At 73.7% G+C, this 17,520-nt stretch carries 12 protein-coding genes; 5 read left to right on the top strand and 7 right to left on the bottom strand.

Features of this window, described 5'->3' with window-relative positions; all coding sequences use genetic code 11:
* Positions 1-101: 101 nt before the first annotated feature.
* From ACFV1W_RS31815 to ACFV1W_RS31800, 4 genes are all read right to left on the bottom strand, one after another.
* Entirely contained in the window at positions 102-776 is a 675-nt protein-coding gene (locus tag ACFV1W_RS31815) for a nucleoside/nucleotide kinase family protein (RefSeq protein WP_380420717.1), read from the bottom strand.
* Positions 777-814: 38 nt separating this feature from the next.
* A complete protein-coding gene (locus ACFV1W_RS31810; protein WP_380420716.1) occupies positions 815-1,795 on the bottom strand; it encodes an LD-carboxypeptidase in 981 nt (326 codons plus the stop codon).
* A 143-nt stretch (positions 1,796-1,938) separates the two neighbouring features.
* A complete protein-coding gene (trpS, locus tag ACFV1W_RS31805) occupies positions 1,939-3,093 on the bottom strand; it encodes a tryptophan--tRNA ligase (protein ID WP_380420715.1) in 1,155 nt (384 codons plus the stop codon).
* A gap of 156 nt (positions 3,094-3,249) precedes the next feature.
* Positions 3,250-3,630 carry a hypothetical protein gene (locus ACFV1W_RS31800; protein ID WP_380420714.1) on the bottom strand — a complete coding sequence of 127 codons (381 nt, stop codon included), beginning with the start codon at positions 3,628-3,630 and terminating at the stop codon, positions 3,250-3,252.
* A 61-nt stretch (positions 3,631-3,691) separates the two neighbouring features.
* Between ACFV1W_RS31800 and ACFV1W_RS31795 the strand changes: the two genes are divergently transcribed.
* Positions 3,692-4,825, top strand: coding sequence for an ABC transporter substrate-binding protein (locus ACFV1W_RS31795; RefSeq protein WP_380420713.1), 1,134 nt, complete (start codon positions 3,692-3,694; stop codon positions 4,823-4,825).
* Between the two features lie 149 nt (positions 4,826-4,974).
* On the top strand, positions 4,975-6,297 hold the full coding sequence (locus ACFV1W_RS31790) for a hypothetical protein (protein WP_380420712.1): 1,323 nt from the start codon (positions 4,975-4,977) through the stop codon (positions 6,295-6,297).
* An 18-nt stretch (positions 6,298-6,315) separates the two neighbouring features.
* On the opposite strand, the gene ACFV1W_RS31785 is transcribed toward ACFV1W_RS31790, so the two are convergent.
* On the bottom strand, positions 6,316-6,840 hold the full coding sequence (locus ACFV1W_RS31785; protein WP_380420711.1) for an NUDIX hydrolase: 525 nt from the start codon (positions 6,838-6,840) through the stop codon (positions 6,316-6,318).
* 135 nt (positions 6,841-6,975) lie between these two features.
* Between ACFV1W_RS31785 and ACFV1W_RS31780 the strand changes: the two genes are divergently transcribed.
* Complete coding sequence (locus ACFV1W_RS31780; RefSeq protein WP_380420710.1) at positions 6,976-8,016, top strand: ATP-grasp domain-containing protein; 1,041 nt, start codon at positions 6,976-6,978, stop codon at positions 8,014-8,016.
* An 88-nt stretch (positions 8,017-8,104) separates the two neighbouring features.
* On the opposite strand, the gene ACFV1W_RS31775 is transcribed toward ACFV1W_RS31780, so the two are convergent.
* Positions 8,105-12,121, bottom strand: coding sequence for an ABC transporter ATP-binding protein (locus tag ACFV1W_RS31775; RefSeq protein ID WP_380420709.1), 4,017 nt, complete (start codon positions 12,119-12,121; stop codon positions 8,105-8,107).
* Positions 12,122-12,463: 342 nt separating this feature from the next.
* Entirely contained in the window at positions 12,464-13,171 is a 708-nt protein-coding gene (locus tag ACFV1W_RS31770; protein ID WP_380420708.1) for a TetR/AcrR family transcriptional regulator, read from the bottom strand.
* 133 nt (positions 13,172-13,304) lie between these two features.
* Here ACFV1W_RS31770 and ACFV1W_RS31765 point away from each other — a divergent pair, with 133 nt between their 5' ends.
* Positions 13,305-15,017, top strand: a complete 1,713-nt coding sequence (locus ACFV1W_RS31765; protein ID WP_380420707.1) for a carboxyl transferase domain-containing protein — start codon at positions 13,305-13,307, stop codon at positions 15,015-15,017.
* Between the two features lie 186 nt (positions 15,018-15,203).
* Positions 15,204-17,489, top strand: a complete 2,286-nt coding sequence (locus tag ACFV1W_RS31760; protein WP_380420706.1) for a biotin carboxylase N-terminal domain-containing protein — start codon at positions 15,204-15,206, stop codon at positions 17,487-17,489.
* The last annotated feature ends 31 nt before the right edge of the window (positions 17,490-17,520 follow it).

Genomic DNA, 17,520 nt, shown 5'->3' with positions numbered 1-17,520 from the left:
AAAGCGAAACAGCCGGCACGAACCGAGAAGTGGTGTTTCAGGGGATTGGCCGCCCCGGGACCGTCCGCGCCGATGCGTGTCCGGTGCTCCCTGCCGAGCGACTAGAAAACACTACCCCTCTGCGGAGCCTGACGCAAACCGGTTCCGGGGACGGTCCGGGTGCAGAGCGCCCGGCCCTGCTTCACGTACTCGCCGTTGGGGTGGTCGTTGGCGGTCACCCAGTGCAGGGCGGTGGCCTCGTCACGGCCGCCGTCGCGGTGGCGGCGGAGCAGGCGTTCGTGGCGCACGGTGTCATCGGTTTCGACGTACCAGAGTTCGCGCAGCACTTGGCGGGCGTCCGGCCAGGGGGTGTCGGCGGAGGCGAGGTAGTTGCCCTCAGTGATGACCAGCCGGGTGTGGGGGCGCACGACGTGGCGGGCGGCGACCGGCTCGTCCAGGGTGCGGTCGAAGTCGGGGACGTAGATGTCCTGGAAGCGGTCGGCGGCGACCCGGCGCAGCAGGGCGACGTAGCCGTGGGCGTCGAAGGTGGCCGGGGCGCCCTTGCGGTGGGTGAGCCCGAGGCGGTCGAGCTGGGCGGCCGAGAGGTGGAAGCCGTCGAGCGGGAGGTACGCGGCCGTGCCGGGGCCTTCGACGCGTTCGACCTCGGCGACGAGGCGGCGGGCCAGGGTGGACTTGCCGGCTCCGGGCGGGCCGGCAAGTCCGAGGATCGTACGGGCGTTGCTGCCCGGGCCGCGGAGGAGTCCGAGGGCAAGGGCGGTGAGGCGGTCCTCGTTCATGGCGGCACCCTACTCATTCCCCCGGCCCGGCGGCCGGTTCAGCCGACCCCGGGCGCCGGGACGGAACCGGCGGTGAGGCCGGGCAGGTCCAGGGTGAGGGTGCCGGCGTCCGCGTCGAGCAGGGCCGGGATACCGAGCGGAACGGTGAGGGTGGACGGGCAGTGGCCGAAGCCCAGTTCCCAGAGCACGGGCACACCGAGCCCGCCGAGGCGGTCGAGCATCACGTCCCGGACCCGTTCCGACCGGCCGCAGCCCTCCCAGGAACCGAGGGCTATGCCGGCCACACCGTCGAGGGCGCCGGAGCGCAGGAACTGGGTGAGCAGGCGGTCGAGCTGGTACGGGTGCTCGTTCACGTCTTCGAGGATCAGGATGCTGCCCGCGAAGGAGGGGCGGGCGGCGGGCGTGCCGCGCTCCGCGGCGAGGACGTGGACGCAGCCTCCGGCGGTCACGCCGTGGGCGCGGCCGGGGACGAGGGCGGTGGCGGTGGGCGAGGTGAGGACGGTGGTGGCTGCGGGGTCGAAGAGGGTCCGGCGCAGGTGCTCGGCGGTGGGCCCGTCGTCCACGAAGGAGGAGCCGGAGGCCAGCGGCCCGTACAGGGTGGCGAGGCCGAGGCGCTGGGCGAAGGCCTCGTGAAGGGAGCTGACGTCGCTGAAGCCGATGAAGGGCTTGGGCCGGGCGGCGCGCATCGCGGTCCAGTCGAGGAGGTCGACGACGCGGTGGACGCCGTAGCCGCCGCGGGCGCAGATGACGGCGTCGACGGCGGGGTCGAGCCAGGCGTCCTGGAGGTCGGCGGCGCGGTCGGCGTCGGTGCCGGCCAGGTAGCCGAGGGTGGGGTGGGTGTCGAGGACGTGCGGGGCGACGGTGACGCGCAGGCCCCAGGAGCGGAGGATCGCGCAGCCGGCGGTGAGCCGCTCGGGGTCGATCGGGCCGCTGGGAGCGACGATGACTATGTGGTCGCCGGGGCGCAGCTGCGGCGGGCGGGTCAGTCCCTGGCCGGGCGTGGTGGGTTGCTGGTCCATGGACCGGGCCTTTCGGGGGAGGGGCGGGTGGCGGGGGGCCTCGGGCTGTGGTCGAGGCCGCCCGGTGACGATATGCCCGCGGGCCGACCGGCCGATGTCCGCGGTGGGCGGACCCCAGGAGGTCCGGGCGGGTTGAGTGCTCTTCAGATCGCGCCCATCACCTCCCGCACTTCGGCGAGGGTGGCGTCGGCGATGGCGTTGGCCCGCTCGGCACCGGCGCGCAGGACCTGCCGCAGGTGGCCGCGGTCGGCGGCGAGTTCGGCGCGGCGGGCGCGCAGCGGGCGGAAGTACTCGTTGACGGACTCGGTGACGGTGCGCTTGAGGGCGGCCGCGCCGCCGTCGCCGATCTCCTCTGCGATCGCCTCCGGCGAGCGGTCCTGGCAGAGCGCGGCGAGCAGGACGAGGCCGGAGATCCCGGGGCGGCCGGCCGGGTCGTAGGTGATGCGGCGGTCGGCGTCGGTCTTGGCGCCGCGGATGATCCGGGCGGTCTCGTCCTCGTCGGCGCCGAGGGCGACGGCGTTGCCGCGGCTCTTGCTCATCTTCCCCCCGTCGGTGCCGAGCAGCATCGGGGCGTCGGAGAGCAGCGCCCGGGGGCGGGGGAAGACGGCGCTGCCGTCTGCGTGCGGGTAGCGCTCGTTGAAGCGGCGGGCGACGGTGCGGGCGACCTCCAGATGGGGCAGCTGGTCCTGGCCGACCGGGACGAGGTCGGCCTTGCAGAAGAGGATGTCGGCGGCCTGGTGGACGGGGTAGGTGAACATCAGTCCGTTGACGGCGGCCTGGCTGGAGTGGGCGATCTCGTCCTTGACGGTGGGGTTGCGGTTCAGTTCGGCGACGCTCACCAGGCTGAGGAAGGGCAGCAGCAGCTGGTTCAGGGCGGGGACGGCACTGTGCGCGAAGATCGTGGCCCGCTCGGGGTCGAGGCCGGCCGCGAGGTAGTCCAGGACCAGGTTCTCGGTGTGCTCGGCGAGCCGGTCGGCGAGGTCGCGGTCGGTGATGACCTGGTAGTCGGCGACCAGGACGAACATCTCGACGCCCTGGTCCTGGAGCCGGACCCGGTTCTGCAGGGTCCCGAAGTAGTGGCCGAGATGGAGCGGGCCGGTGGGGCGGTCCCCGGTGAGGACGCGGTGGGCGCCCGGATCGCCGACCAGGTCGGCGGCCGTCAGGACGGCGGCGGCGGACGGTTCGGCGGTCGCGTGTCCGGTCGTCGCGTGGTCCGCCGCGGTGCGGGCCGCAGTGGCGCGGTTGGTGGTGGCGCGGGCGGCGGTGACGCGGTTGGTGGCGCGCTCAACGGTGGTCATCGGGTTTCTCCCTCGGTACGGCGGTGGTGGCGGCCGTCCGGGGCGCGGGCCCGTTCCGTGGGGAAACGCGACAGGGCCGTCCATCCCGGACGGCCCTGGTCAGGCAGGTGTGTTGGCCGTCCTAGGACGGCCACCAGCACAGGCCCACGAAGCGCTTCATGGCTCCAACGATAGCGTCAGTCCTCCACCACCAGGGCGGGGGTGTCCCTGCTGCAGCGTCTCGCCGCGGAAGAACTCCGGCCGTACCGGGCCGTACCAGGTCATCGGTCCGGCGTCGAGCAGCAGGATGCCGACTCCGATCACGAGCACCGAGCCGATGCCGAACACCGCGCCGTTGCCGTAGACGGGGGACCAGGCGTCGGTGAGGGTCTGCAGGAGGACGGCGCTCAGCCCGAGGCCGCCGAGCAGTGGCTCCGCGCCCGTGAGCAGCAGGTCGCGCAGGCTGCCGCGGAGCGAGCGGCGAAGTACCGGGCACAGGATGGTGTCCTGGGCGACGTTCGCGCCGATCAGGTGGCAGGCAAGATGGGTTTGCCTCACCTAACTTTGACTGCCCGGCGCCTCCCTCGGCCGCCGGTCCCGATTCGTGAAGGAGCGTCGCGTGGCCTCCGACTCCGACGGCCCGATCCGCACCGCCCGCACCCCCGGCCGCCGCCGCTTCCTCACGGCCGGCGTGGCCGGCGCCGCCGTACTCGGTCTGAGCGGACTGCTCACCGCCTGCGGCAGCTCCGGCGGTGGAGAGGGAAGCGGGAACGGAGGCGGCGGTGGTACGGGCGGCAGCGGGTCGAAGCCGGGTGGCGGCTCCTCCCCCGACCAGAAGTCGGTCAGGCAGGGCGGCGACGACTACGCCACCGTGATCGAGAAGATGACGGGCTTCGGCACCGACGCCGCCCCCGGCGTCTACCCCCGCACCGTCAGGCACGCCATGGGCGAGACCGTCATCCCCGCCAAGCCCACCCGGGTCGTGGTGCTGGACACCGGCGAGCTCGACAACGTCGTCTCGCTGGGCGTCCAGCCGGTCGGCGTCGTCCACACCGACGGTTCCAAGTCGCTGCCCTCCTACCTCAAGGACAAGGCGGGCAACCCGGCCGCCGTCGGCACCGTCAACAGCCTCAACCTGGAGGCGATCGCCGCGCTCAAGCCCGACCTGATCCTCGGCAGCCAACTGCGCGCCCAGGACCAGTACGCCCAGCTGTCGAAGATCGCGCCGACCGTCTTCTCGCTGCGCCCCGGCTACCCCTGGAAGCAGAACTTCCTGCTCAACGCCAGCCCCTTCGGCCTGCAGGCCGAGGCCAAGGCGCAGCTCGACGCGTACCAGGCGGCCGCCGCAGCGATCGGCACCGGGCTCGGCGACAAGCGGCCCACCATCACGCCGCTGCGCTTCATGCCGGGCCGGACCAGGCTCTACGCCGAGCTGTCCTTCATCGGCACCGTCCTGAGCGACGTGCCGCTGCCGCAGCCGAAGATCGAACAGGTCAAGGAGCTCGCGGTGGAGGTCGGTCCGGAGCAGATCGACAAGGCGGACGCCGACTGGATCTTCTACGGCGTGTACGGCAGCCCCAGCTCGACCCATCAGGACGCGGTGCTCGGCAGCGCGCTCTGGAAGACGCTCGGTGCGGTCAAGTCCAGTCAGGCCCGGCCGGTTTCGGACGAGACCTGGTTCCTGGGACTCGGTGTCACGGCGGCCAACGCGGTGCTCGCCGACCTCAAGGGCTTCGTGACGCCCGGGAGTTGAGCCGACCTGCCGGGCAGGGGGCTCCGTCGGCCTCCGGTAGCGGGCGTGGTGAACCCGCCGTACTCGCGGGCACACGCCCGGGAATGGCGCTTGGAGCTGGTCGCGCGGTGCGGGAGGATCGTCGGGACCGTCCCCCGAAGGGCCCGCCGATGACCTCGCTCCACCCCAGCTCCACCGACCCCGCCCTCCCCGGCCCGCCCTCGGACGGTGCCGACTCCTCGACCGCGGCCGGTGCACCGCCCGTCGCCACGGGAACGGCCGTCACGGCAGTTCTGTCCCGTCCGGCCGACTCGGTCTTGCCTGTTGACCCGGCCGCCCAGGCTGACCGGGCCGACCGGGCTGCTCCAGGGGCGCCGATCTGCTCGATCGCGGCGGCTGCCGACGGCGGACCGACCGGTGTGCTCGGCGCCCCCGCCCGCCAGGACACGGTGCCGCAGCCGCGCACCCCGGAGGATGTCGAGGCGCAGCTCCGCCAGGCTCCGGCGGACGGCGGCGCGACGGCGGACGGCAGTGCGACGGCGGACCGGCTCCGGGCGGCGTTCGCCGAGCGGCTGCGGGCCGCGCGCGCCGAAGGACGCTCGCTCGCCGAGCTGGCCGCGGCGTGCCGCCGGTCGGTGGAGGAGGTTCGGACGCTGCTCGGCGAGGCCGGGGAGGAGGACGGGGACGGCGCCGCCGGTGCCCTCTTCGACGGGACCGCTCCGGGGTTCGTCCGGGCCCAGCAGGCGGCGGCGCCGTCCGAGGGCAACCGGCCCGCGCCGGTGCCGCGTTCGGCGCGGGAGTCGTATCGCGAGGTCTCTAGCGAGCCGTCCCGCAAGCCGTCCCGTGCATCGCAGCGCGAACTGGTGCGTGAACCGGTGCGCGAGGAGGTGCGGGGCCTGAGCTCGCGGCGCCCGTCCCCCTCCCGCCGACTGCGCCGGATGCACCCGCGGACCGACCGGACCGGGCAGGGGGCGACCGCACGGGAGACGGCCGCCGCCGACCCGACCGGGGTGGAGCCGCGCGGTGCGGGGCGGTCGGGTGAACCGACCGGTGCAACGAGGGGGGCGGCCGACCGCACACCCCCCACGGCCGGTGCGGACACCTGGGCCGTGGTGGGCGGCGGGGCAGAGGAGCCCTGGGCCGTCCCGCCGCTCGGCATCCTGATCGGCGGCAGCCCGGTCCAGCCGGAGGCCGTCGGCCGCCCGGAGGAGCGGACGCCGGTCCGGGTGGCGGCGGAGCCGGTCCGGGTCGGGCGCGGGACCAGCCTGGTGGTGCTGCCGTCCTGGCGTCCCGCCATCGCCGTCTCGGTGTCGACCGAGCAGCTGGTTGAAGAGACCGGCCTCGCCGTCGAGCAGCTGACCGGCGCCCGGCTGACGGTACGGATGAACCCGTGGGCGCTGCACGACCGGGAGTTGGATCTGCACGGCTGGGAGCCCGGTCCGACCGGCCCGACCGGCCTGCACCGACGGCCGCGGCGCGGCGGGCGCGGTTAGAGCCCGGCGGCGGGCCCGTCAGCGAGCGTTCGGGACGTAGCCGAGGTCGACGGGCACCGGAGGGCGCCCGTCGACCGCCCAGCCCGCGCGGACCGCGTCCAGCAGCTCCGGGAGCCGGGGCGGCCAGAGCGCGTCGGCGTTCTCGTCGGCGAGGTCGGCCGGGGTCCACCAGCGCCAGTCGAGGATCCGGTCCTCGGCGTGCACCGCGCTGACGTCGCCGACCGGGCCGCGGTGCGGTCCGCTGGTCAGGTAGATGTGCTCGTGCTGGCGGACCGGGGTGCCGTGCCAGGTGAAGTCGTGCTCCCAGGTGCAGAGCAGCGGGCCGGGTTCGAGGTCGGTCCAGCCGGTCTCCTCCCACAGTTCGCGGCGGGCACCGACCCGGGGGGTCTCGCCCGGTTCCAGCCCGCCACCGGGCATGGTCCAGTGGACGCCGACCTCGTCGTTGTCCGAACGGAGCAGGAACACCGAGCCGTTCCGGTCCAGGACTACCGTGCGGGCGGCCCGGCGGGGAACTCGTTTGCGCGGTCGCAGCAGTCTTCGCATCGGGACACTCTGGCAGCGCCTGACCGGGGCGTCGACCGGATTCCCGGCCCGGTCCCCCGACTTGAGCCCCTTCCGGGCCCCCGGCCTGCGTCGATCCGCAGTCGCGGGCGGCCCGGTGGCCGTACCCTGACCGCCATGCCCGTACCCTCGATCCTCTTTCCCGCAGATCCGCTCAACCCCCGTCGGCCCGATCCGCACTTCGCCTGGGAGGCCAGGCTGGTACGGGAGCTGGGCGGCGAACACCTCCTGGTCGACCACGACGAGCTGCTTGCCGGACGCGCCGAGGAGGCGGTCCGGCGGGTGCCCCGGGGCAGCGGACCGCTCTGGTACCGGGGCTGGATGCTCCCCTCCGCCCGGTACGCCGAGTTCGCCGCCGCGCTCACCGCCCGCGGCGGAAACCTGCTGACCAGTCCGCCCGGCTACGCGGCGGCGCACGAACTGCCCGGCTGGTACGGGGCGTTCGAGGGGGCGACCCCGCCCAGCGTCTGGATCCCGACCGCCGGGGCGGTGCCACCCACGCCTGCGGAACTGGCGGAGGCCGTGGCCCGGCTCGGCGGGAGCGGGCCGGCGATCGTCAAGGACTACGTGAAGTCGCGCAAGCACGAGTGGCAGGAGGCCTGCTACGTACCGGAGTTGGCCGATCTGGCGGCGGTCGGACGGGTGGTCGGACGGTTCGTCGAGCTGCAGGGCGAGTTCCTGGCCGGCGGGGTGGTGCTGCGGCGGTACGAGGAGTTCGAGCGGGCGGACGGGCCGGACGAGGAGCGCGGCGATGCCGTGGCCGGCGCGGGCGACGCGGGCGGCCCAGGTGCCACGGATGCCACGGATGCCACGGGTGGCGAGGGTGGCCCGGGTTCCGCAGGGGGCACGGGCGACGTGGGCGGCCCAGGTACCACGGGCGGCGAGCGGCGGACGGTGGAGGCCCGGGTGTGGTGGCTGGACGGCCGGCCGGTCCTGGTCGGGCCGCACCCGGACGCCCCGCGCCTCCACGTCGAGCCCGACCTCACCGAGGTGTCCGCACTGGTGCGAAGACTCGGCTGCCGCTTCGTCACCACCGACCTCGCCAGCCGGGCCGACGGGTCCGGCTGGCGGGTGGTGGAGGTCGGAGACGGCCAGGTGAGCGACCTGCCGCGCGGCATCGACGCCTCGGGGCTGCTGGCCTCGTTGATCGCCGCCTGACGGACCGACCGGTGCGTCGGCGGGGTCGGCGTGCGGGCCGTCGTACCACGGTCCGCCCGCCGACCCGGTGTGGCCGATGGCCCGGCGGCTACCCGGCGGCGACCGTCTCGGCCGGCGCCGGGTGGCCGTCCGCGATGAACGCCTGCCAGAGCCGGGTGTAGGTACCGCCCAGGGCGAGCAGTTCGGTGTGGGTGCCGTCCTCGACCACCCGGCCGTGGTCCAGCACGACCACCCGGTCGGCGCGTTCGGCGGTGGTCAGGCGGTGGGCGATGACCAGGGTGGTGCGGCCTCCGCTGAGCCGGTCGGCGGCCTGGTTGACCGCGGCCTCGGTGGCCAGGTCGAGCGCCGCGGTGGCCTCGTCCAGCAGCAGGATGTCCGGGTCGACCAGTTCGGCCCGGGCCAGCGCGATCAGCTGGCGCTGGCCCGCCGAAAGGTTTCGCCCGCGGCCCGCGACCTCGTGGTCGTAGCCGCCCGACAGTCGGACGATCATGTCGTGCGCCCCGACCGCCCGGGCCGCCGCCTCCACCTCGGCCGCCGAGGCGTCCGGCCGGCCGTACGCGATCGCCTCGCGGACGGTGCCCGCGAACAGGTACGCCTCCTGGGGCACCACGCCCAGGCGGTGGCGGTACTGGGCCAGGTCGTAACGGGTGAGGTCCACGCCGTCCACCCGGACGGTGCCCTCGGTGGCGTCGTAGAACCGGGCGACCAGCTTGACCAGCGTCGACTTGCCCGCACCGGTCTCACCGACCAGCGCCACCGTCTGTCCGGCGGGTATCCGCAGGTCGACGCCGCTCAGCACGTCCGGGGCGCCGTCCGCACCGCCGTTGTAGGCGAAGCCGACGCCCTCGAAGCTGATCTCACCCCGCAGCGCCCCGGTCACCGGGACCGGGTCGGCCGCCTCCGCGGTGGTGGTCGGGGTGCGCAGCAGTTCGCGGATCCGGCCGAGGCCGACCGAGGCCTGCTGGTAGCCGTCGAACACCTGGGAGAGCTGGTTGACCGGCGCGAAGAACAGGTCGATGTAGAGCAGGTAGGCGACCAGCGCGCCGACCGTCAGCGTCCCCGCGTCGACCCGGGAGGCACCGACGATCAGCACCAGTGCGGCCGCCACGCTGGAGAGGAGCTGGACGAACGGGAAGTACAGCGAGATGTAGAGCTGCGCTCGGACCCGGGCTTCGCGGTAGGCGATCCCGCGCGCCACGAAGCGGTCGGTGTTGGTGTCCAGACGGCGGAAGGCCTGGACGATCCGCATGCCGGCCACGTTCTCCTGAAGATCGGCGTTGACCGTGCTGATCAGGTCCCGGGAGCGCTCGTACTGGTCCTTGGACTTCTTCCGGAACACCAGGGTCGCGATCACCAGCAGCGGCAGTACAGCGAAGACCACCAGTGCCAGGCCGGCGTCGATGATCAGCAGGGCCACGAAGATCCCGGCGAAGGTCAGCAGGCTGACCACGGCGGTCACCATGCCGGTCTGCAGGAAGGAGGTCAGCGAGTCCAGGTCGGTGGTCATCCGGGTCATGATCCGGCCGGTCAACTCGCGCTCGTAGTAGTCCAGACCGAGCCGGTTGAGGTGGGCGAAGATCTTGAGCCGGAGGGTGTACAGCACGCGCTCACCGGTACGGCCGCTGACCCGGTTCTCGGCACTCTGCACCAGCCAGTCCAGCAGGACGACGACCAGCGCGGCGACCGAGGCCACCGCGACGCCGGACATCAGGCCCTTGCGGACGCCCTCGTCGATGCCGTGCCGGATCAGCACCGGCAGCACGAGCCCGGCGGCCGCGTCCAGGGTGACCAGCAGGAGGGCGATCAGCAGCGGGGCACGGAAGGGGCGCAGCAGGCGGCCGAGGCTGAAGTCGGGGTCGCCGGCCTCGGCCTCGGCGCGGGGCACGGCGGGGACGTCGGTGGCCGGCGGGAGGTCGGCGACCTTGGCCACCAGGTCCGGATCGGCGGTGCGGGCCGCCTTGGCGAGGGCGGGGGTGGGGAGCTCGGGGGTCCCCTGCTCCACGGCCTCCTGCTCGGGGGCCTTCTGCTCGGGGGCCTTCTGCTCGGGCTGTCCGTCTCGCAGCGGCTGTTCGCCTTGTGCGGACTGTTGAGCGGGTTGCGGCGCGGGCTGTTCGGCCGGCGGGTTCTGCGGCTCGGGGGTCCGGCCGGCCTCGGGGTCGGTGATCAGGGCGCGGTACTGGGGACATCGGGCTTCGAGTTCCTCGTGCGTACCGAGGTCCAGCAGCCGGCCGTGGTCAAGAACGGCGATCCGGTCGGCGAGTTGGAGGGTCGAGCGGCGGTGGGCGATCAGCAGGGTGGTGCGGCCGGTCATCACGGAGCGCAGCGCGTCGTGGATCTCCGCCTCGACCTGCGGGTCGACGGCCGAGGTGGCGTCGTCCAGGAGCAGGATCCGGGGGTCGGTGAGGATCGCACGGGCCAGGGCGATGCGCTGGCGCTGGCCACCGGAGAGGGTCAGGCCCTGCTCGCCGACCTTGGTCTCGTACCCGTCCGGCAACGCACGGACGAACTCGTCCGCCTGGGCCGCGCGCGCGGCGGCGACGATCTGCTCCTCGGTGGCGTCCGGACGGCCGTAGGCGATGTTGGTGCGGACCGACTCGGAGAAGAGGAAGCTCTCCTCGGGGACGATGCCGACCGCCGTGCGGACCGAGTCCAGGGTGAGGTCGCGCAGGTCGTGGCCGTAGAGGCGGACGGCCCCGGCCGCCGGGTCGTAGAAGCGGGGCACCAGCTGGGCGACCGTCGACTTGCCGGAGCCGGACGCACCCACAAGGGCGAGGGTCTCGCCCGGGGCGAGCTTCAGACTGAGGCCGTGCAGGACCGGGGCGGGGTGCTCGGGATCGTAACGGAACTCGACCCGGTCGAACTCCAGGGCGACGTCGGGGGTGCGGGGACCGGCCGAGCCGCCGTTCGTGGCGTCGGCGACGCTGCCGTCATGGGTGAGGTCCAGGCTGAGCGCGTCCGGACGCTCCTGGACCAGCGGGCGCTCGTCGATCAGCTGCAGGACGCGCTCGACGCCCGCCCGGGCCTGCTGGCCGACCGTGATCACCATGGTCAGCATCCGCACCGGACCGGTCATCTGGGCGACGTAGGTGGAGAAGGCGACGAAGGTCCCGAGCGAGACCCTCCCGTCGACGGCCAGCCAACCGCCGAAGGCCAGCACGGCGACCTGGGCGAGGGCCGGGATCGCCTGCATCGCCGGGTTGTAGCGGGCGTTGAGGCGAATCGACCGGAGTCGGGCGGCGAACAGGTTGCGGGAGGCCCGCTCCAGCTTGTCCTGCTCCTGCGCCTCCTGGCCGAAGCCCTTGACCACCCGGACGCCGCCGATCGCACCGTCCACCACACCCGCGACGGCGGCGGCCTCCTGCTGGGCGGCCCAGGTGGCCGGGAACAGGCGCTTGCGGCTGAGCACACTGACCCACCACAGCGCAGGGGCCATGACCAGGGCGATCAGGGTCAACGGCGCGGACAGCCAGACCATCACGCCGACCGACATCACGAACATCAGCAGGTAGCCGGTCATCATCGGCAGCATCGAGAGCAGGCCGTTGATCAGCTGGAGGTCGGAGGTCGCGCGCCCGACCACCTGCCCGGTGTCCAGGCGGTCCTGGCGGTGGCCGTCCAGCCGACCGAGCGACCGGAAGAGGTCGCTGCGCATGTCGTGCTGGACGTCGAGGGCGAGCTGGCCGCCGTAGTAGCGACGCACCTGGGTGCAGCCGAAGACCACGACGGCGGCGAGCAGCAGCACCACGGCCCACGGGGTCAGCGAGCGGGTGTGGGCGACGATGACGTCGTCGATGATCAGCTTGGTGACCAGCGGCACCAGCGCGGTGACGGCCATACCGAGCAGTGAGGCGCCGAAGGCGAGCAACAGGCTGCGACGGGACCGCCGGCTGTAGCCAATCAGGCGGCGCAGCCAGCCGTCGGCCTCTGCGTTCTCCCTCGGCTTCAGGCTCTCGGTCCGCTTCAGGTTCTCGGTCCGCTTCGCGTGCTCGTTCGGCTTCGCGTGCTCGTTCTGCTCGGGGCGCGTGTCAGTGGCCTGCGGGCTCTCGCCGGGGCCCTCCGGGTCGGGGCCGGGGGCCGGTGAGCCGCTCGGGGATTGCTCCACCATGGATCCGTGAGTCTCGGGCATATTTAGGGATGCTAACCATTTCGTCGGGTGGCCGCCATGGCTTTTCCGGCCGCGCGGGGCGGTCGAGCCGGTTCCGGGGCGGCCCGGATCGTCCGGCCCTGCGGACTGGGCAACAGCCCGCCGCCTGCGGTGATTCCCAGTCGAACACAGCTGCGACTCGGCGGGCCGCCCCTACCCCAAGGGTCGCCGATCACCTGCCGTCCGCCCAGCGGCCCGGGGGCGGACGGGCGCCGTCCTTTCGGCCTAGGGCCGACGGCGGGTCTGCGGCTGTGCCCAAGTGCGGACCGGCGTTCCGGGTGCCGGCGCCCCCGGCGCTCGGCCTCAGTCGGAGTCGGAGCCGGAGTCGGTGCCGGAATTCGGATCGGCCACCCCGGGGCCGCCCGCGGCGGCCGGGCCAGTGGCCGCGGAGTCGGCGGCGGCCGCGAAGGCTCCGTGGGCGAGAGTGTGCAGCAGCGCGGCCATTCCGTCCCGCCGCAGACCGGTGCGATCACCCTGGGCCGGGTTCGGGCCGAGGCTGTGCGGGGTCGAGTTGATCAGGCCGAAGACCGCGTGCACGGCGGCCCGCGCCATCGGCTCGGCCGCGGGGGCGGCGAGCGACGGGTGGGCCTGCCGAACCACGTCCACCCACAGCTCCACGTAGCCGCGCTGGAGCCGGCGGACCGTGCGCCGGTCCTCCTCCTTGAGGTTCAGCAGCTCGCGGTCGTGCAGGGTGATCAGGTCGCGGTCGTTGAGCGCGAAGTCGACGTGGCCGCTGATCAGCGCGTCCAGCGCGGCGGCCGGACCGTCGCCGCCACCCGCCCGGCGGCGCCCCTCCTCCAGCAGGCGCTCGCTGATGCCGATCAGCAGGTCGGCCAGCATCGCGTCCTTGCCGGCGAAGTGGCGGTAGAGCCCGGGGCCGCTGATGCCGACGGCCTTGCCGATCTCGTCCACGCCCACGCCCAGGAAGCCCCGCGCGGCGAACAGACGCGCGGCCTCCCGGCGGATCTGGTCGCGGCGTGGGAGCGCGGTGGCTGCGGGAACGTTCGGCATGCTGCCCATCGTAGACAGCTGGGTTATCGGCCGTTAACCTGGCCGCGTAAGTTAACGTTAATTAACGTGGGGATCACGGGCGAACCGCACTCGGCCCGCCCACCTGCTGCCGAGGGCAAGGGAGCTCTTGGGAATGGTCATCTCAACCACCGGTGCACCTTCCGGCGCCCGGCTCAACGCAGTGACCGGCACGGCGACGGCACCGGGTGCCGTACCGCCGGGGGCAGCCGCTCCGGCGCCCCGGCTCGGCACCTCCGCCGATCCGGGCTCCGCGGCCTACCGGGCCAACACCGAGGCGCACCAGGCGCTGGTCGCCGAACTGCGTGCCAAGCTCGACGCCGCCGCCCTCGGCGGGGGCGCCAAGGCCCGCGCCCGACACACGTCGCGCGGCAAGCTCCTCCCCCGCGACCGGGTGGACACCCTGCTCGACCCGGCCTCCCCGTTCCTGGAGCTGGCCCCGCTGGCCGCCGACGGGATGTACGACGGGGCGGCGCCCGCGGCCGGGGTGATCGCCGGCATCGGCCGGGTCGCCGGACGCGAGGTGGTGGTGGTCGCCAACGACGCCACCGTCAAGGGCGGCACCTACTACCCGATGACGGTGAAGAAGCACCTGCGCGCCCAGGAGGTCGCGCTGGAGAACCGCCTCCCCTGCATCTACCTGGTGGACTCCGGCGGCGCCTTCCTGCCGATGCAGGACGAGGTCTTCCCGGACCGCGACCACTTCGGCCGGATCTTCTACAACCAGGCCCGGCTCTCGGCCGCGGGCATCCCGCAGATCGCCGCCGTGCTCGGCTCCTGCACGGCCGGCGGCGCGTACGTCCCGGCGATGAGCGACCAGGCCGTGATCGTCCGCAACCAGGGCACGATCTTCCTGGGCGGACCGCCACTGGTGAAGGCCGCCACCGGCGAGGTGGTCACCGCCGAGGAGCTGGGCGGCGGCGAGCTGCATTCCCGCACCTCGGGCGTGACGGACCACCTGGCCGAGGACGACGCCCACGCCCTCTCCATCGTCCGCACCATCGTGTCCGAGCTCGGCCCGCGCGCGGCCAAGCCATGGCCGCTCACCCCGGTCGAGCCGCCGGCCGTCGACCCGGCCGGCCTGTACGGAGCCGTCCCGGTCGACCCGCGAACGCCCTACGACGTGCGCGAGGTGATCGCCCGGCTGGTCGACGGCAGCCGCTTCGCCGAGTTCAAGGCCGAGTACGGCGCGACCCTGGTCACCGGCTTCGCCCGGATCCACGGCCACCCCGTCGGCATCGTCGCCAACAACGGCGTGCTGTTCTCCGAGTCGGCCGTCAAGGGCGCCCACTTCATCGAATTGTGCGACCAGCGCGGCGTCCCCCTCCTCTTCCTGCAGAACATCACCGGCTTCATGGTCGGTCGGCAGTACGAGGCGGGCGGCATCGCCAAGCACGGTGCCAAGATGGTCAACGCCGTCGCCTGTACCCGGGTCCCGAAGCTGACCGTGGTGATCGGCGGCTCGTACGGAGCCGGTAACTACTCGATGTGCGGCCGGGCCTACTCACCTCGCTTCCTGTGGATGTGGCCGGGCGCCAAGATCTCCGTGATGGGCGGCGAGCAGGCGGCCTCCGTGCTGGCCACCGTCCGCCGCGATCAGCTGGAGGCGCACGGCGAGGAGTGGCCGACCGAGGCGGAGGAGGAGTTCAAGCGCCCGGTCCGCGAGCAGTACGAGCGGCAGGGCAACGCCTACTACGCCACCGCCCGGCTCTGGGACGACGGCGTGATCGACCCGATGGACACCCGCACCGTCGTCGGTCTCGCCCTCACCGCCTGCGCCAACGCCCCGCTGGCACCGCCCGCTCCGTTCGGCGTCTTCCGCATGTGACGCCGCACGCCGGTCATGCCGACCGTCACCGGCTCCGCCTCGTGACCGCTCCGGCGCGACCCCGCTCCGTGCCCCTCTCTTCCGGGTGTGACTCCCGGGGTGCCGGTCCGACGACCGGACCGGCGCCCCGACCGCCCACCGCCACCTCCTTCTTACGGCTCCCCTCGACCCGGAGGAACGCCTCCCATGTTCGACACAGTTCTGGTCGCCAACCGCGGCGAGATCGCGCTGCGGGTGATCCGCACCCTGCGGCGGCTCGGTGTCCGCTCGGTCGCCGTCTTCAGCGACGCGGACGCCGACGCACCGCACGTCCGCGAGGCCGACGTCGCGGTCCGCCTCGGCCCGGCCGACCGCAGCGACAGCTCGGCCGCCGAGACCTATCTGCGCATCGACCAGATCCTCGCCGCCGCTCGCCGCACCGGTGCCCAGGCCGTCCACCCCGGCTACGGCTTCCTCGCCGAGAACCCCGGCTTCGCCCGCGCCTGCGCCGACGCGGGCCTCGTCTTCATCGGACCACCTCCCGGTGCCGTCGAGCTGATGGGTGACAAGATCAACGCCAAGGAGGCCGTACGGGCCGCCGGCGTCCCGGTGGTCCCCGGCAGCCAGGCCACCGCGCCCACCGACGAGGAACTCGTCGCCGCCGCCGACGAGATCGGCTACCCCGTCCTGCTCAAGCCCTCCGCCGGTGGCGGCGGCAAGGGCATGCGCCTGGTGCGGGACCCCGCCGATCTGCCCACCGAGATCGGCGCCGCCCGCCGCGTCGCCCGGACCGCCTTCGGTGACGACACCCTGCTGCTGGAGCGCTGGGTCGACCGGCCGCGCCACATCGAGGTGCAGGTGCTCGCCGACGCCCACGGCACCACCGTCCACCTCGGCGAGCGCGAGTGCAGCCTTCAGCGCCGCCACCAGAAACTGATCGAAGAGGCTCCCTCCGTTCTCCTCAATGCCGAGACCCGCGCCGCGATGGGCGCCGCGGCCGTCCGCGCCGCGGAGTCCTGCGGCTACACCGGGGCCGGCACCGTGGAGTTCATCGTCCCCGGCATCGACCCGGACGCCCCCGCCTCCGCTGCCGAGGGGGTGCGGGACTTCTTCTTCATGGAGATGAACACCCGCCTCCAGGTCGAGCACCCCGTCACCGAACTCGCCGTCGCCGTCGGCCCGGAGGCGGCCCGACTGGACCTGGTCGAGTGGCAGCTGCGCGTCGCCGCGGGCGAGCCGCTCTCCTTCACCCAGTCCGACATCTCCTTCCTGGGCCACGCCATCGAGGCCCGCATCTGTGCCGAGGACCCGGAACGGGACTTCCTGCCCACCGGCGGTCGCATCCTCACCCTGGACGAGCCCCGGGGCGAGGGCATCCGCGTCGACTCCGGCGTCGCCCCCGGAACCGTCGTCACCAGCGCCTACGACCCCATGCTCGCCAAGGTCATCGCCTACGGGCCCGACCGCCCGACCGCGCTGCGCCGGCTGCGCGCCGCGCTGGCGGACACCCGCATCCTGGGTGTCACCACCAACACCGGCTTCCTGCGCCGACTGCTCGCCCACCCCGACGTCGTCGCCGGCCGACTGGACACCGGCCTGGTGGAACAGACGACCCAGCAGCAGCCGGCCCTGCTGGTCGCGCCCCACTCCCCGTCGAACGCGGCGCCTTCGAAAGCGGCACCGTCGAACGCGCCCGCCACGGCCGGTGCCACGGACTCCGCGGCACCCGTTCCCGGGACCGACGCCCCGGCGACCGAACCCCCGTCACCTGCCCACCTCCTCTACTACGCGGCCGCGCTGGCACGGCACCTGGAACTCACCCCGGCCACCGAGCCCGGCGGCTGGACCGACCCGTTCTCCTCCCCCTCCGGCTGGCGCCTGGGCGGCACCCCCGCCTGGACCATCCACCGACTCCGTACCCCCGGCCAGGATCCGGTCTCGGTGCGCATCCGTCCGATCACTGCGGGCAACGTAACCGGCGCCACTGACAATTCCCCCGGACCCGCCCGCGAGGTGGAGCTCCGGCTCGACGCCGGACCCGTGCACCGGGCCCGCGCGACCCTGGCCGCGGACCGGCTGCACCTGACCGTCGACGGCCTGCGGACCGCCTTCGCGCTGGCCACCGACGCCGCCCCCGGCCTCGCGGCCGGTCCGGTGACCTGGCTCGGCATCGAGGGCGACGCCTGGCCGATGCACGCCTACGACCCGGTGGTCGAGAGTGCCGCAGGCGCCGCGGCCCACCACGGCGCCCTGACCGCCCCGATGCCGGGCACGGTCACGGTCGTCAAGACCACCGCGGGCGAGACGGTCCGCAAGGGCCAGCCCCTGCTCGTGCTGGAGGCCATGAAGATGGAGCACGTGATCGCCGCACCGCACGACGGCGTGGTGGCCGAGCTGCGGGCCGCCGCCGGCGCCACCGTCGCGATGGAGGACCTGCTGGTCGTGGTCACCCCGGCCGAGGAGGCCGCCGAGCCCGCGGGGGTGCGGTCGTGACGACCCAGGAGAACTCCGCCCGGGCGACCGG

This window comes from Kitasatospora sp. NPDC059648, from assembly GCF_042734825.1.
Classification (GTDB): Bacteria; Actinomycetota; Actinomycetes; order Streptomycetales; family Streptomycetaceae; genus Kitasatospora.
The sequence above is the reverse complement of the archived record's forward strand: the minus strand, read 5'-3'. Positions and strand labels throughout refer to the sequence as shown.

Coding starts and splice junctions, on each gene's coding strand:
- ACFV1W_RS31815 (WP_380420717.1), bottom strand. CDS start 776: ATGAACGAGGACCGCCTCACCGCCCTTGCCCTCGGACTCCTCCGCGGC.
- ACFV1W_RS31810 (WP_380420716.1), bottom strand. CDS start 1,795: ATGGACCAGCAACCCACCACGCCCGGCCAGGGACTGACCCGCCCGCCG.
- trpS (WP_380420715.1), bottom strand. CDS start 3,093: ATGACCACCGTTGAGCGCGCCACCAACCGCGTCACCGCCGCCCGCGCC.
- ACFV1W_RS31790 (WP_380420712.1), top strand. CDS start 4,975: ATGACCTCGCTCCACCCCAGCTCCACCGACCCCGCCCTCCCCGGCCCG.
- ACFV1W_RS31785 (WP_380420711.1), bottom strand. CDS start 6,840: ATGCGAAGACTGCTGCGACCGCGCAAACGAGTTCCCCGCCGGGCCGCC.
- ACFV1W_RS31780 (WP_380420710.1), top strand. CDS start 6,976: ATGCCCGTACCCTCGATCCTCTTTCCCGCAGATCCGCTCAACCCCCGT.
- ACFV1W_RS31775 (WP_380420709.1), bottom strand. CDS start 12,121: ATGGTGGAGCAATCCCCGAGCGGCTCACCGGCCCCCGGCCCCGACCCG.
- ACFV1W_RS31770 (WP_380420708.1), bottom strand. CDS start 13,171: ATGCCGAACGTTCCCGCAGCCACCGCGCTCCCACGCCGCGACCAGATC.
- ACFV1W_RS31765 (WP_380420707.1), top strand. CDS start 13,305: ATGGTCATCTCAACCACCGGTGCACCTTCCGGCGCCCGGCTCAACGCA.
- ACFV1W_RS31760 (WP_380420706.1), top strand. CDS start 15,204: ATGTTCGACACAGTTCTGGTCGCCAACCGCGGCGAGATCGCGCTGCGG.